This window comes from Allobosea sp. Root670 (genome assembly GCF_001429415.1).
Lineage (GTDB): Bacteria > Pseudomonadota > Alphaproteobacteria > Rhizobiales > Beijerinckiaceae > Allobosea > Allobosea robiniae.
The window spans coordinates 36,792-61,210 of record NZ_LMJU01000017.1; the positions used below are offsets into that span (position 1 = coordinate 36,792).

General features: G+C 66.8%; 25 protein-coding genes and 1 tRNA gene. 12 read left to right on the forward strand and 14 right to left on the reverse strand.

Annotated elements, in window-relative coordinates:
- Positions 1 to 2: 2 nt before the first annotated feature.
- On the reverse strand, positions 3 to 1,154 hold the full coding sequence (locus ASE61_RS17975; RefSeq protein WP_061969235.1) for an acyl-CoA dehydrogenase family protein: 1,152 nt from the start codon (positions 1,152 to 1,154) through the stop codon (positions 3 to 5).
- Between the two features lie 112 nt (positions 1,155 to 1,266).
- On the opposite strand from ASE61_RS17975, the gene ASE61_RS17980 reads away from it, so the two are divergent.
- Entirely contained in the window at positions 1,267 to 2,460 is a 1,194-nt protein-coding gene (locus tag ASE61_RS17980) for a CaiB/BaiF CoA transferase family protein (protein WP_061969236.1), read from the forward strand.
- Positions 2,461 to 2,468: 8 nt separating this feature from the next.
- Positions 2,469 to 3,095, forward strand: a complete 627-nt coding sequence (locus ASE61_RS17985; protein ID WP_061969238.1) for a TetR/AcrR family transcriptional regulator — start codon at positions 2,469 to 2,471, stop codon at positions 3,093 to 3,095.
- Positions 3,096 to 3,097: 2 nt separating this feature from the next.
- Here the strand turns inward: ASE61_RS17985 and ASE61_RS17990 are convergent, their stop codons facing one another.
- A complete protein-coding gene (locus ASE61_RS17990; protein ID WP_061969240.1) occupies positions 3,098 to 4,525 on the reverse strand; it encodes a PLP-dependent aminotransferase family protein in 1,428 nt (475 codons plus the stop codon).
- A gap of 75 nt (positions 4,526 to 4,600) precedes the next feature.
- On the opposite strand from ASE61_RS17990, the gene ASE61_RS17995 reads away from it, so the two are divergent.
- The 3 genes from ASE61_RS17995 to ASE61_RS18005 all read left to right on the forward strand — a co-directional run bounded on the left by ASE61_RS17995 (position 4,601) and on the right by ASE61_RS18005 (position 6,647).
- Complete coding sequence (locus tag ASE61_RS17995) at positions 4,601 to 5,224, forward strand: FMN-binding negative transcriptional regulator (RefSeq protein ID WP_061969242.1); 624 nt, start codon at positions 4,601 to 4,603, stop codon at positions 5,222 to 5,224.
- A gap of 29 nt (positions 5,225 to 5,253) precedes the next feature.
- Positions 5,254 to 5,901, forward strand: coding sequence for a LysE family translocator (locus tag ASE61_RS18000; RefSeq protein ID WP_061969244.1), 648 nt, complete (start codon positions 5,254 to 5,256; stop codon positions 5,899 to 5,901).
- Between the two features lie 62 nt (positions 5,902 to 5,963).
- On the forward strand, positions 5,964 to 6,647 hold the full coding sequence (locus ASE61_RS18005; RefSeq protein WP_061969246.1) for a metallophosphoesterase family protein: 684 nt from the start codon (positions 5,964 to 5,966) through the stop codon (positions 6,645 to 6,647).
- Between the two features lie 10 nt (positions 6,648 to 6,657).
- Here the strand turns inward: ASE61_RS18005 and ASE61_RS18010 are convergent, their stop codons facing one another.
- Entirely contained in the window at positions 6,658 to 7,017 is a 360-nt protein-coding gene (locus ASE61_RS18010) for a hypothetical protein (RefSeq protein ID WP_061969248.1), read from the reverse strand.
- A gap of 258 nt (positions 7,018 to 7,275) precedes the next feature.
- Here ASE61_RS18010 and ASE61_RS18015 point away from each other — a divergent pair, with 258 nt between their 5' ends.
- Positions 7,276 to 8,229, forward strand: coding sequence for a ring-cleaving dioxygenase (locus ASE61_RS18015; protein WP_061969250.1), 954 nt, complete (start codon positions 7,276 to 7,278; stop codon positions 8,227 to 8,229).
- A gap of 193 nt (positions 8,230 to 8,422) precedes the next feature.
- On the opposite strand, the gene ASE61_RS18020 is transcribed toward ASE61_RS18015, so the two are convergent.
- Complete coding sequence (locus ASE61_RS18020; protein ID WP_061970229.1) at positions 8,423 to 8,977, reverse strand: NADPH-dependent FMN reductase; 555 nt, start codon at positions 8,975 to 8,977, stop codon at positions 8,423 to 8,425.
- Positions 8,978 to 9,137: 160 nt separating this feature from the next.
- Between ASE61_RS18020 and nhaA the strand changes: the two genes are divergently transcribed.
- Complete coding sequence (gene nhaA / locus ASE61_RS18025) at positions 9,138 to 10,976, forward strand: Na+/H+ antiporter NhaA (protein WP_061969252.1); 1,839 nt, start codon at positions 9,138 to 9,140, stop codon at positions 10,974 to 10,976.
- A 46-nt stretch (positions 10,977 to 11,022) separates the two neighbouring features.
- Here nhaA and ASE61_RS18030 read toward each other — a convergent pair.
- The 3 genes from ASE61_RS18030 to ASE61_RS18040 all read right to left on the reverse strand — a co-directional run bounded on the left by ASE61_RS18030 (position 11,023) and on the right by ASE61_RS18040 (position 14,448).
- Positions 11,023 to 11,098: transfer RNA gene (locus tag ASE61_RS18030), tRNA-Ile, on the reverse strand.
- 125 nt (positions 11,099 to 11,223) lie between these two features.
- A complete protein-coding gene (locus ASE61_RS18035; RefSeq protein ID WP_061969255.1) occupies positions 11,224 to 13,629 on the reverse strand; it encodes a methyl-accepting chemotaxis protein in 2,406 nt (801 codons plus the stop codon).
- 411 nt (positions 13,630 to 14,040) lie between these two features.
- Positions 14,041 to 14,448, reverse strand: a complete 408-nt coding sequence (locus tag ASE61_RS18040) for an acyl-CoA thioesterase (RefSeq protein ID WP_061969257.1) — start codon at positions 14,446 to 14,448, stop codon at positions 14,041 to 14,043.
- Between the two features lie 136 nt (positions 14,449 to 14,584).
- Here ASE61_RS18040 and ASE61_RS18045 point away from each other — a divergent pair, with 136 nt between their 5' ends.
- Positions 14,585 to 15,010 carry a VOC family protein gene (locus ASE61_RS18045; protein WP_061969259.1) on the forward strand — a complete coding sequence of 142 codons (426 nt, stop codon included), beginning with the start codon at positions 14,585 to 14,587 and terminating at the stop codon, positions 15,008 to 15,010.
- A gap of 99 nt (positions 15,011 to 15,109) precedes the next feature.
- Here ASE61_RS18045 and ASE61_RS18050 read toward each other — a convergent pair whose 3' ends face one another.
- Positions 15,110 to 16,345 (reverse strand): MFS transporter, encoded by a 1,236-nt coding sequence (locus tag ASE61_RS18050; RefSeq protein WP_061969261.1) that lies wholly within the window; start codon positions 16,343 to 16,345, stop codon positions 15,110 to 15,112.
- A 128-nt stretch (positions 16,346 to 16,473) separates the two neighbouring features.
- Positions 16,474 to 16,761 carry an HlyU family transcriptional regulator gene (locus tag ASE61_RS18055; protein WP_061969263.1) on the reverse strand — a complete coding sequence of 96 codons (288 nt, stop codon included), beginning with the start codon at positions 16,759 to 16,761 and terminating at the stop codon, positions 16,474 to 16,476.
- 204 nt (positions 16,762 to 16,965) lie between these two features.
- On the opposite strand from ASE61_RS18055, the gene ASE61_RS18060 reads away from it, so the two are divergent.
- A complete protein-coding gene (locus ASE61_RS18060; RefSeq protein WP_156407148.1) occupies positions 16,966 to 17,283 on the forward strand; it encodes a hypothetical protein in 318 nt (105 codons plus the stop codon).
- Positions 17,284 to 17,438: 155 nt separating this feature from the next.
- Positions 17,439 to 17,690, forward strand: coding sequence for a DUF2798 domain-containing protein (locus ASE61_RS18065; RefSeq protein WP_061969267.1), 252 nt, complete (start codon positions 17,439 to 17,441; stop codon positions 17,688 to 17,690).
- Between the two features lie 2 nt (positions 17,691 to 17,692).
- Here the strand turns inward: ASE61_RS18065 and ASE61_RS18070 are convergent, their stop codons facing one another.
- Together ASE61_RS18070 and ASE61_RS18075 are read right to left on the reverse strand one after the other, a co-directional pair.
- A complete protein-coding gene (locus tag ASE61_RS18070; RefSeq protein ID WP_061969270.1) occupies positions 17,693 to 18,118 on the reverse strand; it encodes a secondary thiamine-phosphate synthase enzyme YjbQ in 426 nt (141 codons plus the stop codon).
- Positions 18,118 to 18,729, reverse strand: a complete 612-nt coding sequence (locus tag ASE61_RS18075; protein WP_061969272.1) for a LysE family translocator — start codon at positions 18,727 to 18,729, stop codon at positions 18,118 to 18,120. Before ASE61_RS18075 ends, ASE61_RS18070 begins: the two co-directional genes overlap by 1 nt.
- Positions 18,730 to 18,848: 119 nt before the next feature.
- Here ASE61_RS18075 and ASE61_RS18080 point away from each other — a divergent pair, with 119 nt between their 5' ends.
- A complete protein-coding gene (locus tag ASE61_RS18080) occupies positions 18,849 to 19,193 on the forward strand; it encodes an ArsR/SmtB family transcription factor (RefSeq protein ID WP_061969274.1) in 345 nt (114 codons plus the stop codon).
- Positions 19,190 to 19,672, forward strand: coding sequence for an SRPBCC family protein (locus ASE61_RS18085; RefSeq protein ID WP_061969276.1), 483 nt, complete (start codon positions 19,190 to 19,192; stop codon positions 19,670 to 19,672). The genes ASE61_RS18080 and ASE61_RS18085 overlap by 4 nt, the downstream gene beginning before the upstream one ends.
- 58 nt (positions 19,673 to 19,730) lie before the next feature.
- Here the strand turns inward: ASE61_RS18085 and rpoD are convergent, their stop codons facing one another.
- The 3 genes from rpoD to ASE61_RS18100 all read right to left on the reverse strand — a co-directional run bounded on the left by rpoD (position 19,731) and on the right by ASE61_RS18100 (position 24,415).
- Positions 19,731 to 21,740, reverse strand: a complete 2,010-nt coding sequence (gene rpoD / locus ASE61_RS18090) for an RNA polymerase sigma factor RpoD (protein ID WP_061969278.1) — start codon at positions 21,738 to 21,740, stop codon at positions 19,731 to 19,733.
- 196 nt (positions 21,741 to 21,936) lie between these two features.
- The gene (gene dnaG, locus ASE61_RS18095; protein WP_061969280.1) at positions 21,937 to 23,835 is read right to left on the reverse strand and encodes a DNA primase; all 1,899 of its coding nucleotides are present in this window, start codon (positions 23,833 to 23,835) and stop codon (positions 21,937 to 21,939) included.
- Between the two features lie 118 nt (positions 23,836 to 23,953).
- Positions 23,954 to 24,415, reverse strand: a complete 462-nt coding sequence (locus ASE61_RS18100) for a GatB/YqeY domain-containing protein (RefSeq protein ID WP_061969282.1) — start codon at positions 24,413 to 24,415, stop codon at positions 23,954 to 23,956.
- Positions 24,416 to 24,419 lie beyond the last annotated feature (4 nt).

Below are 24,419 nucleotides of genomic sequence, written 5' to 3' on the forward strand. Positions count from 1 at the left end.
CTTTAGCCCAGCGCCTTGACCATATTCCGGGCGATGACGATCTGCTGGATCTGCGAGGTGCCCTCGTAGATCCGGAACAGGCGCGCGTCCCGGTAAAAGCGCTCGATGCCGTGGTCGGCGATATAGCCGGCCCCGCCATGGATCTGCACCGCGCGGTCGACGACGCGGCCGACCATCTCGCTGGCGAAGAGTTTGCAGCAGGCGGCGTCCGTCGCGACATCCTCAGCCCGATCCTTGGCCCGCGCCGTCTCCAGCACCATGCAGCGCGCCGCATAGGCCTCGGTCCGGCTGTCGGCGAGCATCGCCTGCACCAGCTGGAACTCGGCGATCGGCTGGCCGAACTGCTTGCGCTCGACGGCGTAGCGCAGGCTGTCATCGATCACGCGCTCGGCCATCGCGACGCAGACCGCCGAGATGTGGAGGCGCCCACGATCGAGCACCTTCATCGCCGTGCGAAAACCCTGCCCCTCGCGCCCACCGAGCAGCGCATCGGCAGGCACGCGGCAATCCTCGAAGATCACGTCCGACGTGTGAGAGCCGCTTTGGCCCATTTTCTTGTCGACCGGCCCAAGCGAGAGCCCCGGAGTACCAGCCTCGACGAGGAAGGCCGAGACGCCCTTGGCCCCGGGCTGCGACGGATCGGTGCGCGCGAACACCGTGAACAGCCCGGCATGCGGGGCATTGGTAATGAAGCGCTTGGTGCCGTTGAGGACATAGCCGCCCTCGACCTTTCGCGCCGAGGTCTTCAGCGAGGCCGCATCCGAACCCGCCTCCGGCTCGGTCAGCGCAAACGAGCTGATCAATTCGCCCGAGGCCAGCCGCGGCAGGTAGCGACGCTTCTGCTCCGCGGTGCCGTCCATGATCAGCCCTTGCGAGCCGATGCCGTTATTGGTCCCGATCAGCGAGCGGAAAGCCGGCGAGGTCCTGCCGAGCTCGAAGGCAACCCGGACCTCCTCCTCCATCGTCAGGCCGAGACCGCCGTACTCTTCCGGGATCGACAGCCCGAACAGGCCCATCGCCGCGATCTCCCGGCGGATCTCAGGCGGAATGCGATCCTCCTGCGCGACCTGATGCTCCAGCGGCCGCAGGCGCTCGCGCACGAAGCGCGCGACGCTCTCCAGCAGACCCCGCATCGTCTCGCTGTCCAAGGCCATCATCGTCTCCCTCGCTTGCCCTTGCCCGGCACCTCCGGCTTCCTTGACAAGGCAGGACAGCTAAATACCTTCCAGCCGGTAAGTAAATATCGAGAGCGCGAGGCGGCAGGCGATGGGCGCGGCACTGGACGGCATCAAGGTCCTCGATCTCTCCCGCGTCCTCGCCGGCCCCTGGGCGACCATGACGCTGGGTGATCTCGGCGCCGAGATCTGGAAGATCGAGCAGCCCGGCGCCGGCGACGACACCCGCGGCTGGATGCCGCCCTCGGTCGAGGGCATCTCGACCTATTACCTCGGTGCCAACCGCAACAAGAAGAGCCTGACCATCGATATCGGCACAGACGAGGGCCGCGAGATCATCGTCGCGCTCGCCCGCAAGGCCGACATCCTCGTCGAGAACTTCCGGCCGGCCTCGCTGCGCAAGTTCAAGCTGACTTATGAGGACCTGAAGGCGATCAATCCGCGCCTGATCGTCTGCTCGATCTCCGGTTACGGGCGCGGGCACGAACTTGAAGAGCGCCCCGGCTACGATTTCATCATCCAGGCCGAATCCGGCTTCATGGCGATCACCGGCGAGCGTGACGGCGAACCGATGCGGCTCGGCGTCGCCTTCATCGATCTCGTCACCGGCATGAACGCGGTCCAGGCGGTGCTCGCGGCGCTCTACATGCGCGAGCGCACCGGCGAGGGGCAATGGCTCGATATCGGCCTCAACGACAGCGCCTTGTTCCTCCTCGCGAATGTCGCCTCGGGTTACCTCAACACCGGCAAGGAGCATGGCCGCTACGGCAATGCCCATCCCAGCATCGCGCCCTACCAGATCTTCGCCTGCAGCGATGGGCGCATCGCCATCGCCGTCGGGACTGAGGAGCAGTTCCGCCGCTTCTGCCGGGTCATCGGCCTGGCACATCTTTCCGACGACCCGCGCTACGCGACCAATCGCAAGCGCACCGAGCATCGGGACACGCTGCTCCCCCTGCTCGAACAGCATTTCGCAAGCCTGAGTCTGCCCGCGCTGCTCGCCGAGCTGCGTGCCGCCAGCGTGCCGGCCGGCGAAGTCCGCAGCGTCGGCCAGGCCCTGACCAGCGACATCGCGGCGCTGCGCCAGAGCGTCGTCTCCGTGCCCGCTCCGACCATCGGCAGCTTCCGCTCGGTCCGCAGTCCGCTGCGCATGTCCGCAAGCCCCAGCCGGGAGCCGACGCCGCCGCCCGCGATCGGGCAGCATACCGACGCGGTTCTGGCCGAGCATCTCGGCCTTGGACCTGAGCAGATCGAACGGCTGCGGTCCTCCGGCGCGATCGGCTGACGCAGACCATGTCGGTGCCCGGCAACACCGAAATCAAATCGAAGCGCCAGGGACGCCCGCCGATCATTCCGGATGCGCGCAACCGCATCCTCGACGATGCCGCCCGGCTCTTCGCCCAGGACGGCTATGACGGGACGTCGCTGGGAGAACTCGCAGCCTCAGTCGGGGTCACCAAAGCCGCGATCTATCACTATTTCCCGAACAAGAAGGAGATCTACGAGGCGATCATCGTACGCACGCTGGAAGGGCTGCGCCGTCACGTCTCGCAGGTCACCGCGCAGGCCTCCGGCCCGGAAGAGACGCTCGTACGCTTCATGATCGCCCATGCGGATTTCTTCGAGGAGCATTACGATGGCTTCCTCGCCATGCTCGTCGGCTATGGCGGCATGGAGAACGTGGTGATGATCGCGGAGGCGCAGAAGCTGCGCGACGATCACGAGCAGGCCCTGCGGCAGATCATCGCCGACGGCGTCGCCCAGGGCGCCTTCCGCCCGGTCGGTATCGACACCACCAGCCGCGCCATCCTCTCGATGCTCAACTGGATGGTGCGCTGGTTCAAGCCAGGCAAGGGCCGCCGCGCCGCGGCCTTCGCCCAGGATTACTGCGACCTGATGCTCGGCGGCCTGCGGGGCTGAGGTCAGCCGACCGCCGCGAAAACCTCGGCCAGCCCGGCGATACCGCGGCGGATGACGTCGACATCATGCGCCGCATAGCCGATGACGAACCCGGCCTCGGCCGGGCGCTCCAAGGGAGAGGCGTAGAGCGGCCCGATCGGATAGAGGCCGATCCCGGCCGCGCGTGCGGCTTCGACGATGCTCGCCTCCCGCTCCGCCGGGACACCGTTCAGCCAGGCGACGACATGCAGGCCGGTATCCGCACCGGTCACCGTCAGGCACGAACCACACTCCGTCGCCAGAGCCTGCAACAGCGTGGCCCGGCGCTCCGCATTGCGCCGGCGGATGCTGCGGATATGGCGCTCATAGCCACCGCTGGTGAGAAACTCCGCCAGCGCCTCCTGCTCCAGCAGCGGCGTGTGCCGATCGGTGAGGCGCTTGGCCTCCGCGAAGACGCCGCAGAGATCGGGCGGGACGACGAGATAGCCGAGCCGCAGCGTCGGCGAGAGCGTCTTCGAGACCGTGCCGAGATAGATGACAGTATCGGGCGCCGACGTCTGGAGAGGTGGGATCGGCGCGACGCCGTGCCGGTATTCGCCGTCATAATCGTCCTCGACGATCACGGCCCCGTCTTCGACGGCCCAGTCCAGCAAGGCTCGGCGCCGTGCTGCCGAAAGCACGCTGCCCAGCGGATACTGATGGGACGGCGTGACATAGGCTAATCGCGCTGCCGGCAGCCCATCCGTCCGGATGCCTTCGCGATCGACGGCGACAGGGACCGCCACGCCGCCCGCGGCAGCGAACGCATGCCGCGCCAGCACGTAGCCTGGGTCCTCCATGACGAACCGATCGCCGGGATTGAGCAGCAGCCGGGCACAGAGATCGAGGCCTTGCTGCGAGCCGTTGACGACGACGATCTGTTCCGGCGCGCAGCTGATCCCGCGAGCGCGCCACAGATAGCTCTGCAAAGCGGCCCTGAGCGGAGCCGAGCCCTGCGGGTCGCTGTAACGCAGACGCTCAGTGCGGCGCAGACTCGCGCGGTTCAGTGCGCGGCGCCAGGCCAGCATCGGAAAATCCGCCCCGTTCAGGTCGCCATAGCGGAGATCGGCGACGCGATAGGTCTGGAACCGGGCCGGCGCGGGCAAGGCCAGCAGGCGTTCGGCGAAGTCGGACAAAGTCCGCTCGCTTGCAGGCGCAGCAACCTTGGGTATCGGCGCCGCGGCAAGCCCGCGCGCCACGACGGCACGCGCGCCGGGGCGATTGAGCAGATAGCCTTCCGCGATCAACTGCGCATAAGCGGCCGTCACCGTGGTGCGCGACACCCCCCATTCGAGGGCCAGCGCCCGGCTCGACGGCAGGCGATCGCCGGGGCGGTACTCTCCGCCATGAATCCGCTGCTTGATCGCGGCGATGATCCGGCGGGCGACGCCCTGCTCTTCAAACTGGACCACACGAAATCCTCAGAACTGGATATTCCGATCGGTCCAGATTGCAGGCATGACAGCGCCGACACAAGGAGTTCCCGCATGTACACCCCACCGGCCTTTCGCGACGAGGACAGGGGCAGCCTTCTGGCCACGATCCGGGCTGCCCGGCTCGCCACCTTCATCACCGCTACGACGGAGGGCCCGCTGGCGACGCCACTGCCGCTCTTCATCGATGAGAGCGAGGGCGAGTATGGCGTGCTCTACGGACATCTCGCCAGGGCGAACCCGCAATGGCGCACGCCCGTGGTCGGCAACGGCCTCGCCATCTTCCCCGGCCCCGACGCCTATGTCACGCCGAGCTGGTATGCGCTGAAGCAGGAGACCGGCAAGGTCGTGCCGACCTGGAATTACGTCACGGTCCACGCCTCCGGCCCGGTCGAGTTCTTCGACGATGCGGCCCGGTTGCTCGATGTCGTGACGCGCCTCACCAATCTGCACGAGGGCGAACGCGCTGCGCCCTGGGCCGTCTCCGATGCGCCGGCGGAATTCGTCCAGGCCCAGTTGCGCGGCATCGTCGGCCTGCGCATGCCGATCGCGACGCTCGAAGGCAAACGCAAGCTCAGCCAGAACCGCAGCCCGGCCGACCGCGCGGGCGTGACCGCAGGCCTTGCCGAAAGCGATCGCCCGATGGATCGCCATGTCGCGACGCTGATCCCGGTCTGAGCCCCAACCTTCAATCCGGAAACGCGCCTATGCCTGATCCCACCCAGTTCGCCCTCTTCTTCGTCGCAGCGCTTCTGCTCGCGATCACACCCGGCCCCGGCATATTCTACGTCGCCGCCCGCACGCTGGCCGGCGGACGCACGGAGGGCATGGCGTCGAGCTTCGGCACCGGGCTCGGCGGCATGGTTCATGTCTTCGCCGGAGCGCTCGGCGTCTCCGCGATCGTGCTGGCCAGCGCCGAGCTCTTCACCGCGCTGAAGCTCATCGGTGCCGTCTATCTGGTCTGGCTGGGCATCCGCACCATCCAGATCGCCCGTCGCGATGCGGCCGCTGCCCTGATCCAGAGTGAGGACATCGCACCGGTCGGGTCGCGGCGCGCTTTCCGGGAAGGCGCTATCGTCGAAGCACTCAACCCGAAAACGGCAGCGTTCTTCCTCGCCTTCATCCCGCAATTCGTGGACTCGTCCGCCGGAAATGTCGCGCTGCAATTCCTGTTGCTCGGCTTCGTTTCTGTCATCCTCAACACGTTGGCCGATATCGGCGTGGCGTTCGCATCCAGCCGCATCCGGCAAGGTGCTGCGGCGCGGCCGAACCTCGTCCGCCGGCTGCGCGAAGGCTCGGGCGCCGCGATGGTCGCCCTCGGGATCGGGCTCGCCTTCGCGAAGCGCCCGGCCTAAGCAGAGATGACGGTGGTTCATGCCCGCATAGGCCATCGACGACAGCCTCGACGAGCCGCCCCATGAAGATCGCGATCATCTCCGACATCCACGGCAATCTCGATGCGCTCCGGGCGTTCTCCGAGACCTATGACGAGCTCTGGGTACTGGGCGATCAGGTCAATTTCGGCCCGCAGCCGCGCGAAGTCATCGAGATCATCCGCGACCGGGCCGATATCGCGATCCAGGGCAACCATGACCACGCCGTCGGCTTCGACGACGACAGCCGCTGGACGCCGAAATTCCGCGCCATCGCCGAGGCGACGCGCCGCCATACTTCAGCAAAGCTGAGCGAAGAGCAGAAGCTTTATCTGCGCGAGCTGCCGCTCGCCGTCCAGGCCGTGCGCGAGGGCACCCGGTTCCAGCTCGTCCACGCCACGCCGTCGGACCCGCATTACGGCTACCTGCTGGAGGATGCGGATGGCTGGGCAGCCGAACTGGAAAGCGTCGATGCCGACGTGCTGCTGGTCGGGCACACGCATATGCCCTTCATCCGGAGGATCGGGAACAAGATCGTCGTCAATCCCGGCAGCATCGGCCAGCCGCGCGGCGGCAAGCCCCGGCCGAGCTATGCGGTCTGGCAGGATGGCGCCTTCGAACTCCGCAGCTTCGACTATCCCATCGAATCGACGGTCGCGAAGCTCGAAGCCCTCGGCCATCCCCCGGAGGTCGAGGCGGAACTCGTCCGCATCCTCCGGGAGGGGTGATCGATCCCGCTTACGCCGCCCGTTTCGCGACGATGGTCAGCTCGCCCTCGCTGTCGAGCGCGGCCATCACCACGTCCCGGGACGTGAAGCCCTTCACGGCAAGGGCCGATTTCAGTTTCGGCTCGTTTTCGATCGTGGCCTGGATCTGCTGAAGCTGTCCGGCCGGCTGCGCCGCCGATTGCTGCTTGACCTGCTCCTGGGCGGCAGCCGGCAATGCGTCCATGTCGACGACGCTGATCGACTTGATCGTCGTTTCCTTTTGAGTGGAGGGAGCCGATTGTGCCGGTGCTGTCGGCGACGCCGGAGCTTGCGCCATCGCGCTGCCCGAGACGATCAAAGCAGTGCCGATGGCAATCATGGCGGTTCGCATGGAGTATCCTCCTGTGTTTTGCCGATGGAGGCCGTATCAGGCCGTGCAAATGCGTTCACAGACTGAAGCCGGTTTGGTCATTTCTGGGCGATGTTATGGCCAAGACCCGGACCGCGTCGGATTTGCACGTCAATCAGAGCTGGCCAGGCCGCGGGGACCAGCTGTTCGCGTTTCTCGAACAACCCGTTCTTGAATCATCCCCTACCGAGCCAAGCCGGCGCCTCGATATCAGGCAGGAGAAACCAGAAAGGGACGATCATGGCTCTTCAACTCAGCGGTATCCATCATCTGACGGCGATCACCGCCGACGCACCCGGCAACAAGCGCTTCTACACCGACACACTCGGCCTGCGCCTCGTCAAGAAGACGGTGAACCAGGACGATACCTCGGCCTATCACCTGTTCTACGCCGACGGGCAGGCGAGCCCGGGCACCGACATCACCTTCTTCGACTGGCCGGCAGCGCCCGAACGGCGCGGCACGCATGCGATCTCGCGCACAGGATTGCGCGTCGCCGGCGAGACCGCGCTGAATTTCTGGCACGAGCGCCTTTCGGCCGGCGGCTACGCCAAAACCGACGTGGCGCTGCTGGACGGCAGGGCGTCCTTCGACGCCGAAGACCCGGAAGGGCAGCGTCTGCGCTTCATCGACGACGGTGGCGCCGGCGAAGCTCATGCCTGGTCGGGCAGCCCCGTCCCGGCAGAACACCAGATCCGGGGGCTCGGTCCGATCACGATCAGCGTGCCCGACCTCGGTCCGACCGAAGCCGTGCTGACGCAGGTCATGAACATGCGCCGCGAACGCAGCTACGCCTCGCCCGACGGCGCAGGCGAGGTGCATGTCTTCACGATGGGCGAAGGTGGCCCGGCCGCGGAGTTGCACGTTGCGGTCCAGCCTGGCCTGCCCATCGCTCGACAGGGTGCGGGTGGCGTCCATCACGTCGCCTTCCGGACTCCGGATCTCGAAGGCATGAACGCGTGGTCCCGTCGCCTGGCTGAAAACCGGGTTCCCTCCAGCGGCGAAGTCGAGCGCTACTATTTCCGTTCGCTCTATTTCCGCGAGCCGGGTGGCAACCTGTTCGAGATCGCCACCGATGGACCGGGCTTCGCGGTCGATGAGCCGCTGGAAACGCTCGGCGAGCGACTGGCGCTGCCGCCCTTCCTCGAGGCGCAGCGGGCGCGGATCGAGGCCAACCTCAAGCCGCTCGCCTGATCCCGCGCGTCCCGAGCGGACGCGCGCCACACCCGGCCCAGGAGCGTATGAGCCCTCAAGCCATCACGCTCCTGGGTCTCGATCGTTCATCGCGGTGCCCAATCCGGCAGCACCTCGATCAGCCGTCCAGCCCTGATGCCGTCGATCGACCTGGCCGCGAACTGGCTTTCGCGCCGCGCTTCCTGACAGCGGCTCAGCGCCCGGCAGCGAAGGCGGCGAAACCCGCGATGAACTGCGCGAGACGCTGGCGCGTGGTCTCGTCGGTCAGGTTGCCCTCGGCATCGAAGACGCTCTGCGCCCGCGACACCATCAGCCGGCCCTCGAACCAGGGCCGGGTCCCGAGGGTGCGCAGCACCGGCAGCCAGGCATCCTGTGCCAGGATCGTCCCGAAGCCACCCGGAGAGGCGCCGAGCACGGCGACCGGCTTGCCGCCGAACAGCGGTCCGATATCGGAGGCCGGCCGCGTCAGCCAGTCGATCGCGTTCTTGAACACGCCCGGCAATGAGTTGTTGTATTCCGGCGTGAACAGCAGGAGGCCATCGGCCGCCGCCAGTTGCTGCTTCAGCGCCTGCACCGCGGGCGGGATCCCCTGCTCCCGCTCGTCGTCGCCGTTATAGAGCGGAATGCCCTCGATGCTGCCGGCCAGCAGGGTCGCGCCGTCCAGCGTGAGCTCCGTTGCGGCCCGCAGCAGGCCGGTATTGAAAGACGCCTGTCTCAGGCTGCCGGAAATTCCCAGAAGGCGTGTCATCGTTGCTCCCTCGCGCCCGACGGCCCGACCGACGGCCGGCGCGGCCAAACCCGATGCTGACGCATCTTCCCGATTGTGGCTACCATGGGCAGGATCGGTTTGCCCGGAAGGCCGCACCCAGGCGGCGGGCGGCTTTCGTCGAAGGAAGGGGACCACGGGGATGTCCGAGGCCGCGATTGCCAACCGCCTCGACCGCTCGGTCGATGATAGGATCGATCACATCCTCGGCCCCGGCCTCGCCCAGATCACGCTCGTTGAATATGGCAGCTATGCCTGCCCCTATTGCCGCGCCGCCAATGAGCGCATTGCCGAGGTCCGCGACCAGCTTGGCGAGCGCCTGCGCTACGTCTTCCGCCATCGGCCCCTGACCGGCAGCGACATCGCGCTGCGCGCCGCCGCCCTCGTCGAACGCGCAGCGACCGCCGAGCAGTTCTGGGACGCGCATGTCAAGCTGATGACCCGCTCCCAGGTGCTGACCGAAGAGGATCTTGAGGCGGTCGCGCGCGATCTCGGCCTTGCGGATATCGACCCCGAGCACGACGCCACCGACGCGCAGCGGGCCGCGGCACGCGTCGAAGCCGACATCGCCAGCTCCCATGCCAGCGGCGTGCGCTTCACTCCGAGCTTCTTCATCAACGAGCGGCGTTATGATGGCCCCTGGGATGAAAGCTCCTTCCTCGATGCGATGCTGGGGACGCTCGGCCACCGTTTCCGGGCCGCAGCACTCGATTTCGCCAGCTGGGGGCCCTCGGCCGGCATCCTGCTCCTGCTCGCGACGATCCTCGCGATCGCACTGACCAATTCGCCGCTGGGGCCGGGCTTCGAGGCGTTCTGGCATCGCGAGCTGGCGCTGTCCTTCGGCGATGCCCGCTTCGGGATGTCGCTCCAGCACTGGGTCAATGACGGCCTGCTGACGATCTTCTTCCTGGTCGTCGGACTGGAGATCAAGCGCGAGTTCACCGTCGGGCATCTCGCCGGGCGGCGCTCCGCCGCGCTGCCGATCGCCGGCGCGGTCGGCGGCATGGTGGTGCCGGCGGCGCTCTATATGCTCGTCCTGCCCGGCGGGCCCTGGTCGCATGGCTGGGGCGTGCCGATGGCGACCGACACGGCCTTCGCGATCGCGATCATCGTCATGATGGGCTCGCGGGTGCCGATCGAGCTGCGCATCTTCCTCACCGCCGCCGCCATCGTCGACGATATCGGCGCGATCATCGTGGTGGCGCTGTTCTATTCGGGCAAGCTCCAGCTCGGTTACCTGCTGGCCGCGCTGATCCTGACGGGCGGGCTTGCAGCGCTCAACCGCTCGCATATCTATCGCGTCGCGCCCTATGCGCTGATCGGCATCGCGCTCTGGCTCTGCGTCTATGCCGGGGGCTTGCATGCGACGCTGGCCGGCGTCGTGCTGGCGCTGTTCATTCCGACGCGCCCGCCAGCCGATCTCACCGCGCTCACCGCCCAGGCCAATTCGATCATGCTGGCGGAAGCGGCCCATGGTGCCGAGGTCCTGCGGCACGGCCCCTCGACCCCGGCCCTGCGCGCGCTCGACGCGATCCACGATCGCCTGGAATCGCCGGCCGACCGCCTGCTCCGCCATGCCGGCGCCCGCTCGAGCTATCTGGTGCTGCCGCTCTTCGCTCTCGCCAATGCCGGCGTCGTCATCGCGCCCGATGTCCTCGAAGGCCGCGGGATGCTGCTGCTCGCGATCGTGGCAGGGCTCGTGCTCGGCAAGCCGCTCGGCATGCTCGGCGCCACCGCACTGGCCGTCCGCCTCGGCGTCGCGGTGAAGCCGGCGGAGTATTCCTGGCTGCAGCTTGCCGGCGCGAGCGCACTTGCCGGCATCGGCTTCACCATGTCGCTGTTCATCGCCGGCCAAGCCTTCGCCGATCCCGGCGATTTCGCCGCCGCCAAGATCGCGGTCTTCGCCGCCTCGATCGGCGCCGCCCTGCTGGGAGCGGCCGTGCTCTGGAGAGCGGCACCGCGGCTCGACGCCAATCGCTGACGGCACCGACTGGCAAGGAAGCGAAATCAAATGGTTGGGAAAAAGATGGTGGGCCGGGCCGGACTCGAACCGGCACCGGCGCTGTTATGAGCAGCGAGCTCTAACCATTGAGCTACCGGCCCGCTCTTCGCCTAGCATCGCCGCCGCCCGGCAAGCAAGGCACATGCGGCCGGAATCGAAAGGGCCTCCCGGTCGACCGGGAGGCCCTGTTGGGTTCATGGGAACGGGATCGCTCCAATCGCGCGCGTCATGCCGCGGCGGGGACCTCGCGTTCGTCATGCTCGGCCGCTTGGCTCTGCCGGAAGGTGAAGCGGCCGATATGCTCAGTCAGCGCCCGCGTCTGCTCGTCCGTCAGGGCGAGCGCAGCGTTGGTCTCCTCGACCAGCGCGGCGTTCTGGTGCGCCATCGTGCCGATGCCGTCGATCTCGGTGTTGATCGCCGAGACGTCGCTCGCCTGGTTGCGGGCGGTCTGCGAGATGCCGTTCATCAGCCCGGTCAGCTCGTTCACCGAGGAGACGATCGCGCCGAACATCGCGGAGGTTTCCTCGACCAGGCCGACGCCGACCTTGACGTCGCCATGCGCCGCCTCGACCAGCTTCTTGACGTCGTTCGAGGCATCGGCCGAGCGCTTGGCGAGGCTGCGCACCTCGGTCGCGACCACCGCGAAGCCTTTGCCGGCATCGCCGGCACGCGCCGCCTCGACCGCTGCATTGAGCGCCAGCAGGTTGGTCTGGAAGGCGATCTCGTCGATCATCGCGATGACCTCGGAAATCTTGCTCGAGGACTGACGGATGCGCTGCATCGCTTCCAGCGCCGAGGCCACGACCTTCTCGCCCTGCTGCGCGCGCTCTTCCGCGCCCTGCGCCATGCCGGTCGCCTGGGCGGCCTCGCTCGCGGTCTTCTTCACGGTGCCGGCGAAGGCGCCGAGCTGGTTGGTCGCCATCGAGACGGCATTGCTCTCCTCGCTGGTGCGCTCGGCGAGATCGGTCACGCCGTCGAGGATCTCGCTGGTTGCGCTGCGGACGGCGGTAACGGTCTCGGCCAGGCGGGCGAGCGTGCTCTCGAACTCTTCGGCCAGCGCATTGGTGCCGTCCTTGAGTTCGGCGAAGGCACCCTGATACATCCCCTCGATCCGGGTCGAGAGATGGCCGGCCGAGAGCTCGGCGAGCACGTCGCAGGTCTCCAGCAGGCCGGTCTGGACCGTCTCCAGCAGCGTGTTGACCGAACCGGCGAGCGCATTGAGCTCGGGGTCGGCGAACTGCGCGGCGACGCGCTGAGTGAAGTCGCCGGCCGCGGCGGCCGCGACGACGACGCCGAAGGCCTCGCCCAGCTCGCGCATCATCTCGCGGCGCTGCTCCTGCGCCCGCGCCTCGTCCTCGACCTTGGCGAGCTCCGCGACGCGCAGCGCCACCGCATTGTCGCGGAACAGCAGCACGCTCTTCGAGATGTCGGAGATCTCGTCATTGCCCTTGGTGTCGACCACCGTCTCCAGCGCGCCATCGGCGATCGCACGGGTGGCAGCCCAGAGCCGGTTGAGGCGCCCGATGATCATCGGGCGGACGAAGAAGAAGGACAGTGCGAGCGCGATCAGCAGCGCGCCGATGCCGATGGCGGCGAGCGTGAGCTCACTCCGCTCGATCAGGGCCTTGGTCGAGTCGCGCCCGGCGATGGCGCCACCACGGGCAGCCGTCACCAGCTCGCCGACTTCGCGGCGGACCTTCTGCGCCGCCTGGTCGAGATTCTTCAGCCCGGCAACGATGGCGGCTTGCGTCGCAAGATCGCGCTCGCGGATGGCAACCAGGCCGCTGGCGCCCTCGCCGAGATCGGTCACGGCGCTGACCGCCTGCCCGCGCGCCGGGTTGGCCTGCAGCATGTCCGCCGCCGTGAGGAGGCCGCGAACCTGGCCGAGCTGGGCCTTCAGGCGCGACTTGGCGAACTCGAGCTTCTCGGTGCTGTCGACCTGGGAGATCTCGCGCAGCAGGCCGACGGTCTCGCTGATCTGGAGCTGGAGCGCCTGGGCGGTCTGGAGCGAGGACAGATCCTTGTCCAGCACCTTGGACAGGGCGGCATCGAATTCGGCGCCGCTGAGCTGCGCCGCGCTGGTGATGTTCATCTTGACGTTGAACTGGGCGTCGGCCGTCTCGAAATCGGCCATGGCGCTGAAACCTTCGCGGGCCTTGGACAGAGCGGCCAGCGCAGTGGCGGTGTCGGCGGCGTTGCGCAGCCGCTCTCCCGTCAGGTCGTTGATGTCGTTGATCTGCCGCGCCAGGTCGTCGATCGCCGATTGCGGCTTGGACTTGTCGACCTTGCCCTGCTCGGCGATGCGCCGCAGCAGCTCCAGCTGGCGCGCCTCGACGCTGTCGAGCTCGCCGGTCAGGGCCGCGCGCTGCTGGAGGGTCGATACTTCGCTGAAGCGCGCCGCCAGTGCAGTCGACTGCGTCGCCGCCTGCGAGAGCTCGAGCGCGAGTTCCACGACGGGCATCTTCTGACCGACCAGGTCGTCGACCGTATGGTCGACGCTGTTATAGGAGAACCAGGCGACCGAGGATGAGACGATGGTCAAGGCCGTCATCACACCAAGAGCGGCGTAGATGCGTGGCGCGATACCGATCCGCAGCGGCTTGCCCTCACGCGCGGGCTTGGCTTTCGTCATGAAGTCGTACTCCGGAATTCACGCAACGCTGGAGAGGAGCTCGGAAAACGGGAAGAATTCCCCGCTCAGGTTCACCCTGAACCGGCCTCGATCATCAGACTGATGCGCGAATCCCCTCCCTCCCCCGGCATATGAGCCAGGCGGTTGGGTCCGCATGCAGCGTCGAAAGGCCATGGAAGTCCCCCGGCCGAGGCGTACCCCCGGTCTGGAGCGCAGCATCGTCCAATTGCGCTTAAAGAACGCTTAAAAGTGGATTCTTTTGAATCACTCCGGCAGTCGCGGGATTCATCTGACGTTAGGGGAGGTTAAATCCCGTCAACCTTCTGGGGGAGCATCGGCCCGAAAAGTGGAGCGCGGTTTTTTCGAAAAGCCGATACACAATCAAACAGCCGAGAGGATCGGACCGAATATTCAGGCCGATCCTCTCGGCACCGGCCGGGGTCGACCCTCCTCGTCGATCGCCACGAAGGTGAAGGTGGCGTCGGTGACCTTCTCGTGCAGCGTCGTGCGGAAGCGCTTGGCCCAGGCCTCGACATGGATCTTCATCGAGGTCCGCCCGATGGATTCGATCTCGGTATAGACGCTCAGCACGTCGCCGACCTTGACCGGCCGGATGAAGGTCATCGCCTCGACCGCGATGGTGACGACGCGCCCCTGCGCCTGGTCGACGCCTGCGATGCCGCCCGCCTGGTCCATCCGCGACATCACCCAGCCGCCGAAGATGTCGCCATTGGCGTTGGTATCGCCCGGCATGGCGATGGTGCGCACGGTCAGCGTCCCGCGCGGCGCTTCCTCGGGTCCGTCAGTGGCAGGGCTCATGGGCGTCCTTCAGGCAGGCGGGGAATCCGCTCAGCCGATGATGCTGGCGCCTTGGTGGACACGCAAGCGGGCGCTTTGCACTGCCCGGCCATCTCGCCGACAATCGCGGCAAGCCTCGCGAACAGGGATTCATGCCATGCCCAGCGCCAATGCGTCCAAACCCGAGCCCGTGATCATCATCTCGCTGCGCTATGCCGATGCGCCGCGGATGTATGACTGGCTGATCGAGGCCTTCGGTTTCGAGAAGCACGCTGCCTATTATTCGGAGGACGGCAGGACGCTCCTCCATGGCGAACTCAGGATGGGTGCGAGCTTCGTCATGCTCGGTTCGTCCGAGGGCAACGAATTCGGCAAGCTGGTCTCGCGCCCGGCCGAGCTCGGCGGCACCACCGCCTCACCCTATATCGCCACCGACGATATCGACGCCCGCTGTGAACGCGCTCGCAAAGCCGGCGCCCAGATCTGCATGGAGCCGACCGACCAGCCCTATGGCAGCCGCGACTTCATCTGCAAGGACCCCGAAGGCCACGTCTGGTGCTTCGGCACCTATCGGCCTGCCTGACGCATCGGACCGAAAAGTGGAATGCACTTTTCGGAAGAATCCGATGCGACCACAAAAAGCTAGATCGCCACGATCGCGTCCGGCCGGGCGCGCGACGATCTAGCCCGCGACCTGAAGTGGCGGCATCGACCGCCGGGCCCGCAGCATCAGCCAGCAGACGATGCTGAGATTGACGAGGTTCCAGGCGAGCCCGTTGAGGAAGGCCATCCGGTACGAGCTGAAATAGTCGAAGATCACGCCTGAGAGATAGCCGCCGAAGGCCATGCCGAGCACGGTCACAGACATCACCAGCCCGATCCGGATGCCGGCCTGCTTGGCCGGCAGATACTCGCGGATGACGACGGCATACATCGGCACGATGCCGCCCTGGAACAGGCCGAAGATGCCGCTGACGACATAGAGCGACTGCAGGCCGTCGAACCAGAGATAGAGGAACAGCGCCACGCCCTGCATCAGCGAGCCCAGCGCCAGCGTCGCCGCGCCGCCGATCCGGTCCGCGACGAAGCCGGAGCCGATGCGGCTGACGATGCCGAGCAGCATCATCAGCGACAGCATCTCGGCGCCGCGCGCCACGCCGTAACCGAGATCCCCGCAATAGGCGACGATATGAACCTGCGGCATCGCCATGGCGACGCAACAGGCAAAGCCCGCGACGCAGAGCAGGAGCTGGAGCTGGCCGGCGCTGAGGCCGAGATCGCCGCGCGCCCCGGCGCTGCTGGCCTCCGCCGCGGCCATGGTCGCGGCGGTCGGCTGGCGTCGGAAGAACGGCGCGAGCGGCAGCAGCACCACCAGCGTGACGACGGCGATGCCGAAATGGGTCGCGCGCCAGCCATGGTTGGCGACACCCCAGGTGATGATCTGCGGCCAGAACACGCCGGCGAGATAGCTGCCGGAGGCACCGCAGACCACGGCAAGGCCGCGATGCTTGCGGAACCAGTGCGACAGATCCGAGATCAGCGGCGAGAAGCCGGCGGCGCTGCCCATGCCGATCAGCAACCCATGCGCGAGTGCGAACTGCCAGAGCGAATGCGACATCGCCGCTGCGGCATAGCCCGCCGCCAGCAGGAAGGCGCCCATCACGATCGGCACCATGATGCCGTAGCGGTCCGCGACCCGGCCCATGATGATGTTGCCGGCGCCGAAGCCGAGCATGGCGAAGGTATAGGGCAGCGAGGCCCCGGCCCGCAGCGTATCGAACTCGCCCTGCATCGCCGGCAGCACGACGACCACCGACCAGGAACCGACGCAGGCGATCGTGCCGACCAGCAATGCGACGGCAAGCCTCAGCCAGGCATAGGAAGAATCGGGTTGGTAGCGGTCGGCGTCCTGGGACATGCTTCCTCGGCGGCCATATCTTGGGAGATGGCTCTTCTCCGGGCAGCTTTAGCGACTGGAATCCGCCGGGCAAGCGCCTGCGGGGCAGCCCTGCCGCGCGCCAGCGGCAGGCACCCGGCATAAGCCGCTCAGCGGAAGATGCGGTCGCCTTCCATGTCGACGATCTGCTGGCCCTTTACCAGGGTGAAGTCGGCGGCCTCGGCCTGTCCGGGAAAGCGGTCGGCCCGGATGAAACGATGGCTCTTCGTCTCGCCATCGACGACCTTCTCGATGACGCCGCAAAGCTGGTACTGGCCCGCCTCTTGGTAGGGCGTGGCATGGATCGTGAAACCATTGTGCTCGATCGTCTTGACCGGGCCAGCAGGCTTGTCCTCGGCCGGCTTGCGCCCCCCGAACAGCGACTTGAAGAAAGACATGGTGCCTCCGCATTGCTTGCGGCCCGGTATAGGGCAGGAACCGCGCCAAGGGGAGCGCTGTTTCGCCTGATCGAGCAAACCCCATCGTCGGTCTACCGCTTGAACGGCGTTTCGCCGCTTCCCACATTGATAATGTTCAGGGCAGCCGCAAGGCTTCCCGATATCCTGCCGCTCCAGCGGCTGCCTCCGGACAGGGAGGTGGTCATGACACTCGGCAAATTCCTGATGATCGCGGGCGTGGCCGGCGCGACGCTGGCGACGTCCGTACTCGCCCAGTCCCCCTCGCCGCGCGGCCCGCCCTGCGCCGATCGCAACCATGTCGTCGGCCAGCTGCGCGACACCTTCGGCGAACGCATGATCGGCAGCGGGTTGGCCGAGAGCGGCGTCCTCTTTGAGCTCTATGTCGGGGCCAATGGCAGTTGGACCCTGCTCGCCACCGTCCCCACCCGGAGGAGTTGCCTGATCGGCTCCGGCGAGGCCTGGGAGCCCCTGCCGACTCCAGAACACTTCGCGGCGCAATAGAAGCCCTTGGCAGCAGCGAGGTCGTTCGGTATGGAAGCCCCCATCGGGCTCTGGTCCCGTTCGTAAGCGTCTCACGTCAGGCAACGCATCCATTCGGCATAGGCCGTCTCGGATGCGTCCGACCAGCCTGCCCCTTGCGAAAGCCTGATTTATCTATGTCCAGCTCTGCCTACCCTCGCCTCCCCGCCCGCTACGCCGGCGTGGTGATGCCGTTCTTCCTGTCCGTGCTGATGACCTTCGTCGTCTCCGGCATCTCGACACTGAAGGCCCTCGGCCCGACCACCGCGTTCCTCCAGACCTGGCCAGCCTCCTGGGCCTTGTCCTGGGTCGTGGCCTTCCCCACGCTGCTCCTGGTCCTGCCGGTCGTCCGGCGCCTCGTCGCCCTCGTGGTCGCGCCGCCGGCCTGATCTCACACGGAGAGATGGAGGGCGACCTCGCGCCGATGCGGCCGCTGGCGATGCTCGAACAGATAGATGCCCTGCCAGGTGCCGAGCGCGAGGCGCCCGCCCATCACGGGAATCGAGAGCGAAACCGGCGTCAGCGCCGCCTTGATATGGGCCGGCATGTCGTCCGGCCCCTCATCGCGATGGACGAGATAGGCCATCGCCAGATCGTCCGCCGGTGGCACCAGCCTGCGGAAAAACGCATCGAGATCGCGGCGTACATCCGGATCGGCATTCTCCTGGATCAGCAGCGAGCAGGAGGTATGGCGCACGAACAGCGTCAGCAATCCGCTCGCCTCGCCACTCGCCTTCACGAAGGCAACCGCCCGGTCGGTGAACTCGTAGAGCCCCGGCCCGCGCGTCTCGACGCTCAGGATCGTCTGCCGCGCCATCAGCGCTCGGTCAGCGCGAGCTTGGCGCCGAGCGCGACGAAGGCTGCGGCGAAGCTGCGCCTGAGCCAGGCCATCACCACTGGGCGGCCGATGACCTTGTCGCGCATCGCCGCGGCAAACAGCCCGTAGAGCGCGAAGACGATGAAGGTCATCGCCATGAACACGCCGGAAAGCTCCAGCATGCGCGCCATCGGGCTTGCCTCGTTCGCCGCGATGAACTGCGGCAGGAAGGCGACGAAGAAGATCGAGAGCTTGGGGTTGAGCAGGTTGAGCGCCAGCCCGTCGCGCAGCACCAGCCAGGCCGAGCGCGCATCCGCGGTGGTTTCGACCTTGAGCGCGCCATGCTCCCGGAGCGTCTGCCAGGCCATGTAGAGCAGATAGGCGACGCCGGCATATTTCACGATGGCGAAGGCGAGCGCGCTGGCATGCAGCAGTGCCGCGATCCCCATCATCGCCGCGATCAGATGCGGCACGATCCCGAGCGTGCAGGCGAAGGCCGCGAGCACGCTCGCCCGCGAACCGCGCGTCAGCCCGGCGGCGATCGTGTAGATCGCGCCCGTTCCAGGCGAAGCGACGATGATGAGCGAGGTCAGCAGGAATTCAGGGGACATGGTGCCTCCAAAAACGTGATGCGCAGGAAGCCCTCTCCCGCAGCGAAGATCAAGGCCGTGTCAGCAGCCCTCAAAACTTAGGTATTGACCTAAGTATTATCGGCACGCTATCGAGGAGCATGGTCGCAACCCAGCCTGCCCTCGACGACACCTTCCGCGCGCTGTCCGATCCGACGCGCCGGGCGGTCGTCCAGGCGCTCGGCCGTGGGCCGGCCTCCGTCAGCGAACTGGCGAAGCCCTTCGAGATGGCGCTGCCGAGCTTCCTGCAGCATCTCAAGGTGCTCGAGGATTGCGGCCTCGTCGCCACCCGCAAGGCCGGCCGGGTGCGCACCTGCACCCTGCGGGCGGAACCGCTCGCCGCGGCCGAGCATTGGCTGGAGGCGCAACGCACGCTCTGGACCAGGCGTCTCGACCAGCTCGACCGGCTGGTGCTGCAACTGAAAAATCAGGAGGACAACGGATGACCGATACGCATGCGACCGCCTTCGACCCGGCGCTCGACCTCGAATTGCGGCGCGAGACGGATGTGCCGCCCCGCCTGGTCTGGCGTGCCTGGACCGAGCCGAAGCTGCTGATGCAGTGGTTCACCCCGGCGCCCTGGAAGACGACCGCCTGCGAGCTCGACCTGCGTCCCGGCGGCAAGTTCCACACGGTGATGGAAGGGCCGAACGGCGAGAAGCACGACAATAACGGCTGCGTTCTGGCGGTTGTGCCGGAAACTTTCCTGCTCTTCACCGACGCGCTCGGCCCGGGCTTCCGCCCGATCGAGGGCGGCTTCATGACCGCCTCGGTCACGATCGAGCCGACGGCGACCGGCACGCTCTACATCGCCCGCGCCTATCACAAGGACGCCGCCGGCAAGCAGCAGCATGAGGAGATGGGCTTCCACGACGGCTGGGGCGCGGCCTGGGAGCAACTGGTCACGCTGGCGCGAACGCTCTGAGCTGACCAAAGTCGAGCGGGAAACGAAGAAGGGCGCCGATGGCGCCCTTCTTTTTATCTCAGTTGTCGAGGAAGCTTCGCAGCTTCCGGGAGCGGCTCGGATGCTTCAGCTTGCGCAGCGCCTTGGCCTCGATCTGGCGGATGCGCTCGCGGGTGACGCTGAACTGCTGGCCGACCTCTTCGAGCGTGTGGTCGGTGTTCATGCCGATGCCGAAGCGCATGCGCAGCACGCGCTCCTCGCGCGGCGTCAGCGAGGCCAGCACGCGGGTCGTCGTCTCCCGCAGGTTCGACTGAATCGCGGCGTCGATCGGCAGGATCGCGTTCTTGTCCTCGATGAAGTCGCCGAGATGGCTGTCTTCCTCGTCGCCGATCGGCGTCTCGAGCGAGATCGGCTCCTTGGCGATCTTCAGGACCTTGCGCACCTTCTCCAGCGGCATGGCCAGCTTCTCGGCCAGCTCCTCCGGGGTCGGCTCGCGGCCGATCTCGTGCAGCATCTGGCGCGAGGTCCGCACGATCTTGTTGATCGTCTCGATCATGTGGACGGGGATGCGGATCGTGCGGGCCTGGTCGGCGATCGAACGGGTGATCGCTTGCCGGATCCACCAGGTCGCGTAGGTCGAGAACTTGTAGCCCCGACGGTACTCGAACTTGTCGACCGCCTTCATCAGGCCGATGTTGCCTTCCTGGATCAGGTCGAGGAACTGCAGGCCGCGGTTCGTGTACTTCTTGGCGATCGAGATCACGAGACGCAGGTTCGCCTCGATCATCTCCTTCTTCGCCTGACGGGCCTCGCGCTCGCCCTTCTGGACCATCAGCACGATCTTGCGGAATTCCTGGATCTCCAGGCCGGTCTCGGAGGCGAGCGTGTGCACCTCCTCGCGCAACTGCTTGATGCGCTCCAGCTCCGCCGCGACGAATTCCTTCCAGCCGCGCGAGCCGAGCTTGGAGACGCGCAGGACCCATTTCGGGTCGAGCTCGCCGCCGACATGCTGCTTCAGGAAGTCCTCACGGCCGACGCCATAGCTCTCGGCGAGGCGCAGCAGGCGCGTCTCATGGCCGATCAGGCGCTTGTTGATGTCGTAGAGCTGCTCGACCAGCGCCTCGATGCGGTTGTTGTTGAGCGAGAGCGACTTCACCGCGGTGATGATGTCGTCCTTGAGCTTCTTGTACTTGCGGTCCTGCGACGGCGAGAGCTTGGTGTTCTCCAGCCGGTTCGCGATGTCCTGGTCCTGCAGGCGGCGCAGCTTCTTGTAGTCGTCGGCGATGGCGTTGAAGGTTTCGAGCACGCGCGGCTTGAGCTCGGCCTCCATGGCCGAGAGCGACACGTTGTTCTCCATGTCGTCGTCGTCCATGTCCGGCGGGGTCTCGCCCTCCGGAGTCTCGGCCTGCTCGCTTTCCTCGGCCTCTTCCTCGCCGGCGACGGCGGGGTTCTTGCCGTCGGGGCCGGCATAGGTGGCTTCGAGATCGATGATGTCGCGCAGCAGCACCTTGCCGTCGACGAGTTCGTCACGCCAGATGATGATGGCCTGGAACGTCAGCGGGCTCTCGCAGAGGCCCGCGATCATCGCCTCGCGGCCGGCCTCGATGCGCTTGGCGATCGCGATCTCGCCCTCGCGCGAGAGCAATTCGACCGAGCCCATCTCGCGCAGATACATGCGGACGGGATCGTCGGTGCGCTCGGTCGGCTCGAGATTGCGCTTGGTCTCGACCGGCAGGGTCTGGCGCGAGGCGTCGACCATGTCGCCGCCCTCAGGCTCTTCCTCGTCGGCGCCGCCATCCTTGCGGGCAGCGCGCTCCTCGCCGGCGGCTTCCGGGTCCTCGTTGTCGACGACGTTGATGCCCTGCTCGCTGAGCTGGCCGAGCACGTCCTCGATCTGCTCGGAGGAGAATTCCTCCGAAGGCAGCACCTCGTTCAGTTCGTCATAAGTGACATAGCCGCGCTTCTTGGCGAGCTTGATCATCCGCCTTACGGCCTGATCAGTCAGGTCGAGCAACGGGCCATCGGTCGTCGGGGGGGCATCCGGCACGACCTGATCGGTCTTTTCCCGTTCGCTCGCTTTAGTCGCCATCAATCAGCGCTCCGCACTCGCGCCGGCCATGACCGAGAAAGCCATATACCGACGCATAAAAGGGCGGCGCGACCGCAGGTCCGGCGCGCTCACCCACCCAAATCATTGCTCGCAGATGGCACCAGACGTCGTTGACGAATCGTGAACCACCCGACAGCTTGCGCGCATGGACCCGCGTCCACCAATCGCTGGGTGATCAATCCTCGGACATGGCCTCGGTACCCTCGATCGTCTCGAGGCGGGCCTTGACGTCCTTGATCCAGGCGAAATTGGCTTCGGTCGCGTCGTCAGCCAAGGCGCGCTCGGCTGCTCTCAACTCGCTATTTAGCGTTCGCGCGCGATGATGCAAGACGAGAGCCTGATGAATCGAGTCGAAAACCGATTCAGGATCAGCGTCTTGCGCGAGTTTTAATCGCTCGGCCGGCCCTGTGACCGCCATCAGGTGGCCCTGCGCTTCCCGAACCCGCGGCTGCGCCAGGCGATTCGCCAGCACCTCGCGATCGAGCGTGCCCTCGACGGAATCGAGCAGCGCCTGCCGGAAACGCTCGGCCGCGGTCCCGTCCAGCGAAAGCTCTGCGATCTCGTCGGCGCAGCGCAGGATGAGATCGGGATGGCTCGCCAGCGCCAGCAGGATGAAGGCCTCGCGCTGGTCCTCGCCGCGCAGCTTCGCCAGCATGCGTGACTGTGTCACCGCGCTCGAAGCCTTCAGCGGACCGGCAAGCCAGGGGGGCACCTGCCGACCGAACCCGCCGCGCTGAGGCGATCCGCCCCGGTTGCGCTGAAAATTTCCACCTCCGCCGCCACGCTCCTGTCGCGCCGGCGCGGTGCTGGCGAAGAGCTGCCCCAGCCGCTCGTCCATCTCGCGACGATAATGCTTGCGCGTGGTCTCGTCGCGGATCTGCCCGAGCGGTTCCTTCAGCCGCCGCTCGAAGGCGGCGCGGCGCTCCGGCGTGTCGAGCGGACCGGCCTCGACCTCGCGCTGCCAGAGCATGTCGACCAGCGGGCGCGCTGCCGTGACCACCTCCGCGATCGCCTGCCGCCCGCCCGAGCGAGCGAGGTCGTCCGGGTCCTGCCCGTCTGGCAGCAGGGCGAAGGAAAGCGACTTGCCCGGCTCCAGCATCGGCAAGGCCAGGTCGATCGCCCGGCTCGCCGCCTTGCGGCCGGCCTTGTCACCGTCGAGGCAGATCACCGGCTCGTCGGCCATGCGCCAGAGCAGGCCGAGCTGGTCCTCGGTGAGCGCCGTGCCGAGCGGCGCCACCGTCTGCGGGAAGCCCGACAGGGACATCGCGATGACGTCGACATAGCCCTCGACCACGACGACCTGCCCGGTGTCGTGCGACGCCTTGCGGGCGTTATGATGGTTGAACAGCAGCGAGCCCTTGTGGAAGAGCGGCGTCTCCGGCGAGTTCAGGTATTTCGCCGCGACCTCCGAGCTCATGGCCCGCCCGCCGAAGGCGATGACCCGCCCGCGGGAATCATGGATCGGAAACATCACCCTGTCGCGGAAACGGTCATAGGGCACGGCGATCTCCTCGCCATGCACGAGCAACCCCGCCTCCATCATCAGTTCGGCCGGAACGCCCTTCCCCGCCAGATGGTCGCGCAACGCGAACCGATCGACCGGACCGTAGCCGAGGCGGAAGCGCGTGCGCGCCTCGCCGTCGAGGCCGCGCGTCGCGAGATAACGCCGGGCGCCGCCGCCGCGATCGCCCATCAGTTCAGCCTCGAAGAACTGCGCCGCGAGCTCCACGACCTCGTGCAGCCCCTTGCGTTTCTCCTCCTGGACCTGCGCCTCCGCCGTGATCTTCGGCAGGATGACGCCGGCCTCGGCCGCGAGCTTCTCGACGGCCTCCGGGAAGGAGAGCCCTTCGGTCTCCATCACGAACTTGAAGATGTCGCCGTTCTTGCCGGATGAGAAATCGAAGAACGAGGCTTTCTGGTCGTTGACGAAGAAGGAGGCCGTCTTCTCGGCGTTGAAAGGCGAGAGCCCCTTCCATTCGCGACCGGCCTTCTGCAGGCGCACGCGCTTGCCCACGACCGCCGAGACAGGCAGCCGCGCCTTGATCTCATCAAGGACGGAGGGCGGGAATTTCATCGACCTTATGTGGACCTGCAGAAGCCGAAAGCCAACCGCCGATCGCGCCGGCAGCTGGCTTTCAACCGTGATTCACAGTGATGGCGGGTGACCTCGAAAGGCGGTCGCCGCGAGACGCTCAGCCGCCGAGCGCGGCCTTCACCATCGGGCTGACCTTGCCGAAATCCATCTGGCCGGCATAGGCCGCGCGCAGGACGCCGATGACCTTGCCCATGTCCTTGACGGCGGTCGCGCCGGTATCAGTCACAGCCTTATCGATCGCGGCCTTCACCTCGTCATCCGACATTTGCTTCGGCAGATAGGCCGAGATCACCGCGACCTCGACGCGCTCGCCCTCGGCCAGCTCCGGGCGGTTATTGGCGTCGTAGATCGCGATCGATTCCTGGCGCTGCTTGATCATCTTCTGGAGCACGCCGAGGATCTCGTCGGCGGTCGCCTCGCCCTTGCCGGCGCCGCGCGCCTCGATATCCTTTTCCTTCAGCGCGGCGCTGATCAGGCGGATCGCCGCGACCTTGGCTTTTTCGCCGGCCTTCATCGCTTCCTTCATGTCGGCCGTGAAGCGCTCGCGCAGGCTCGTCATCTCG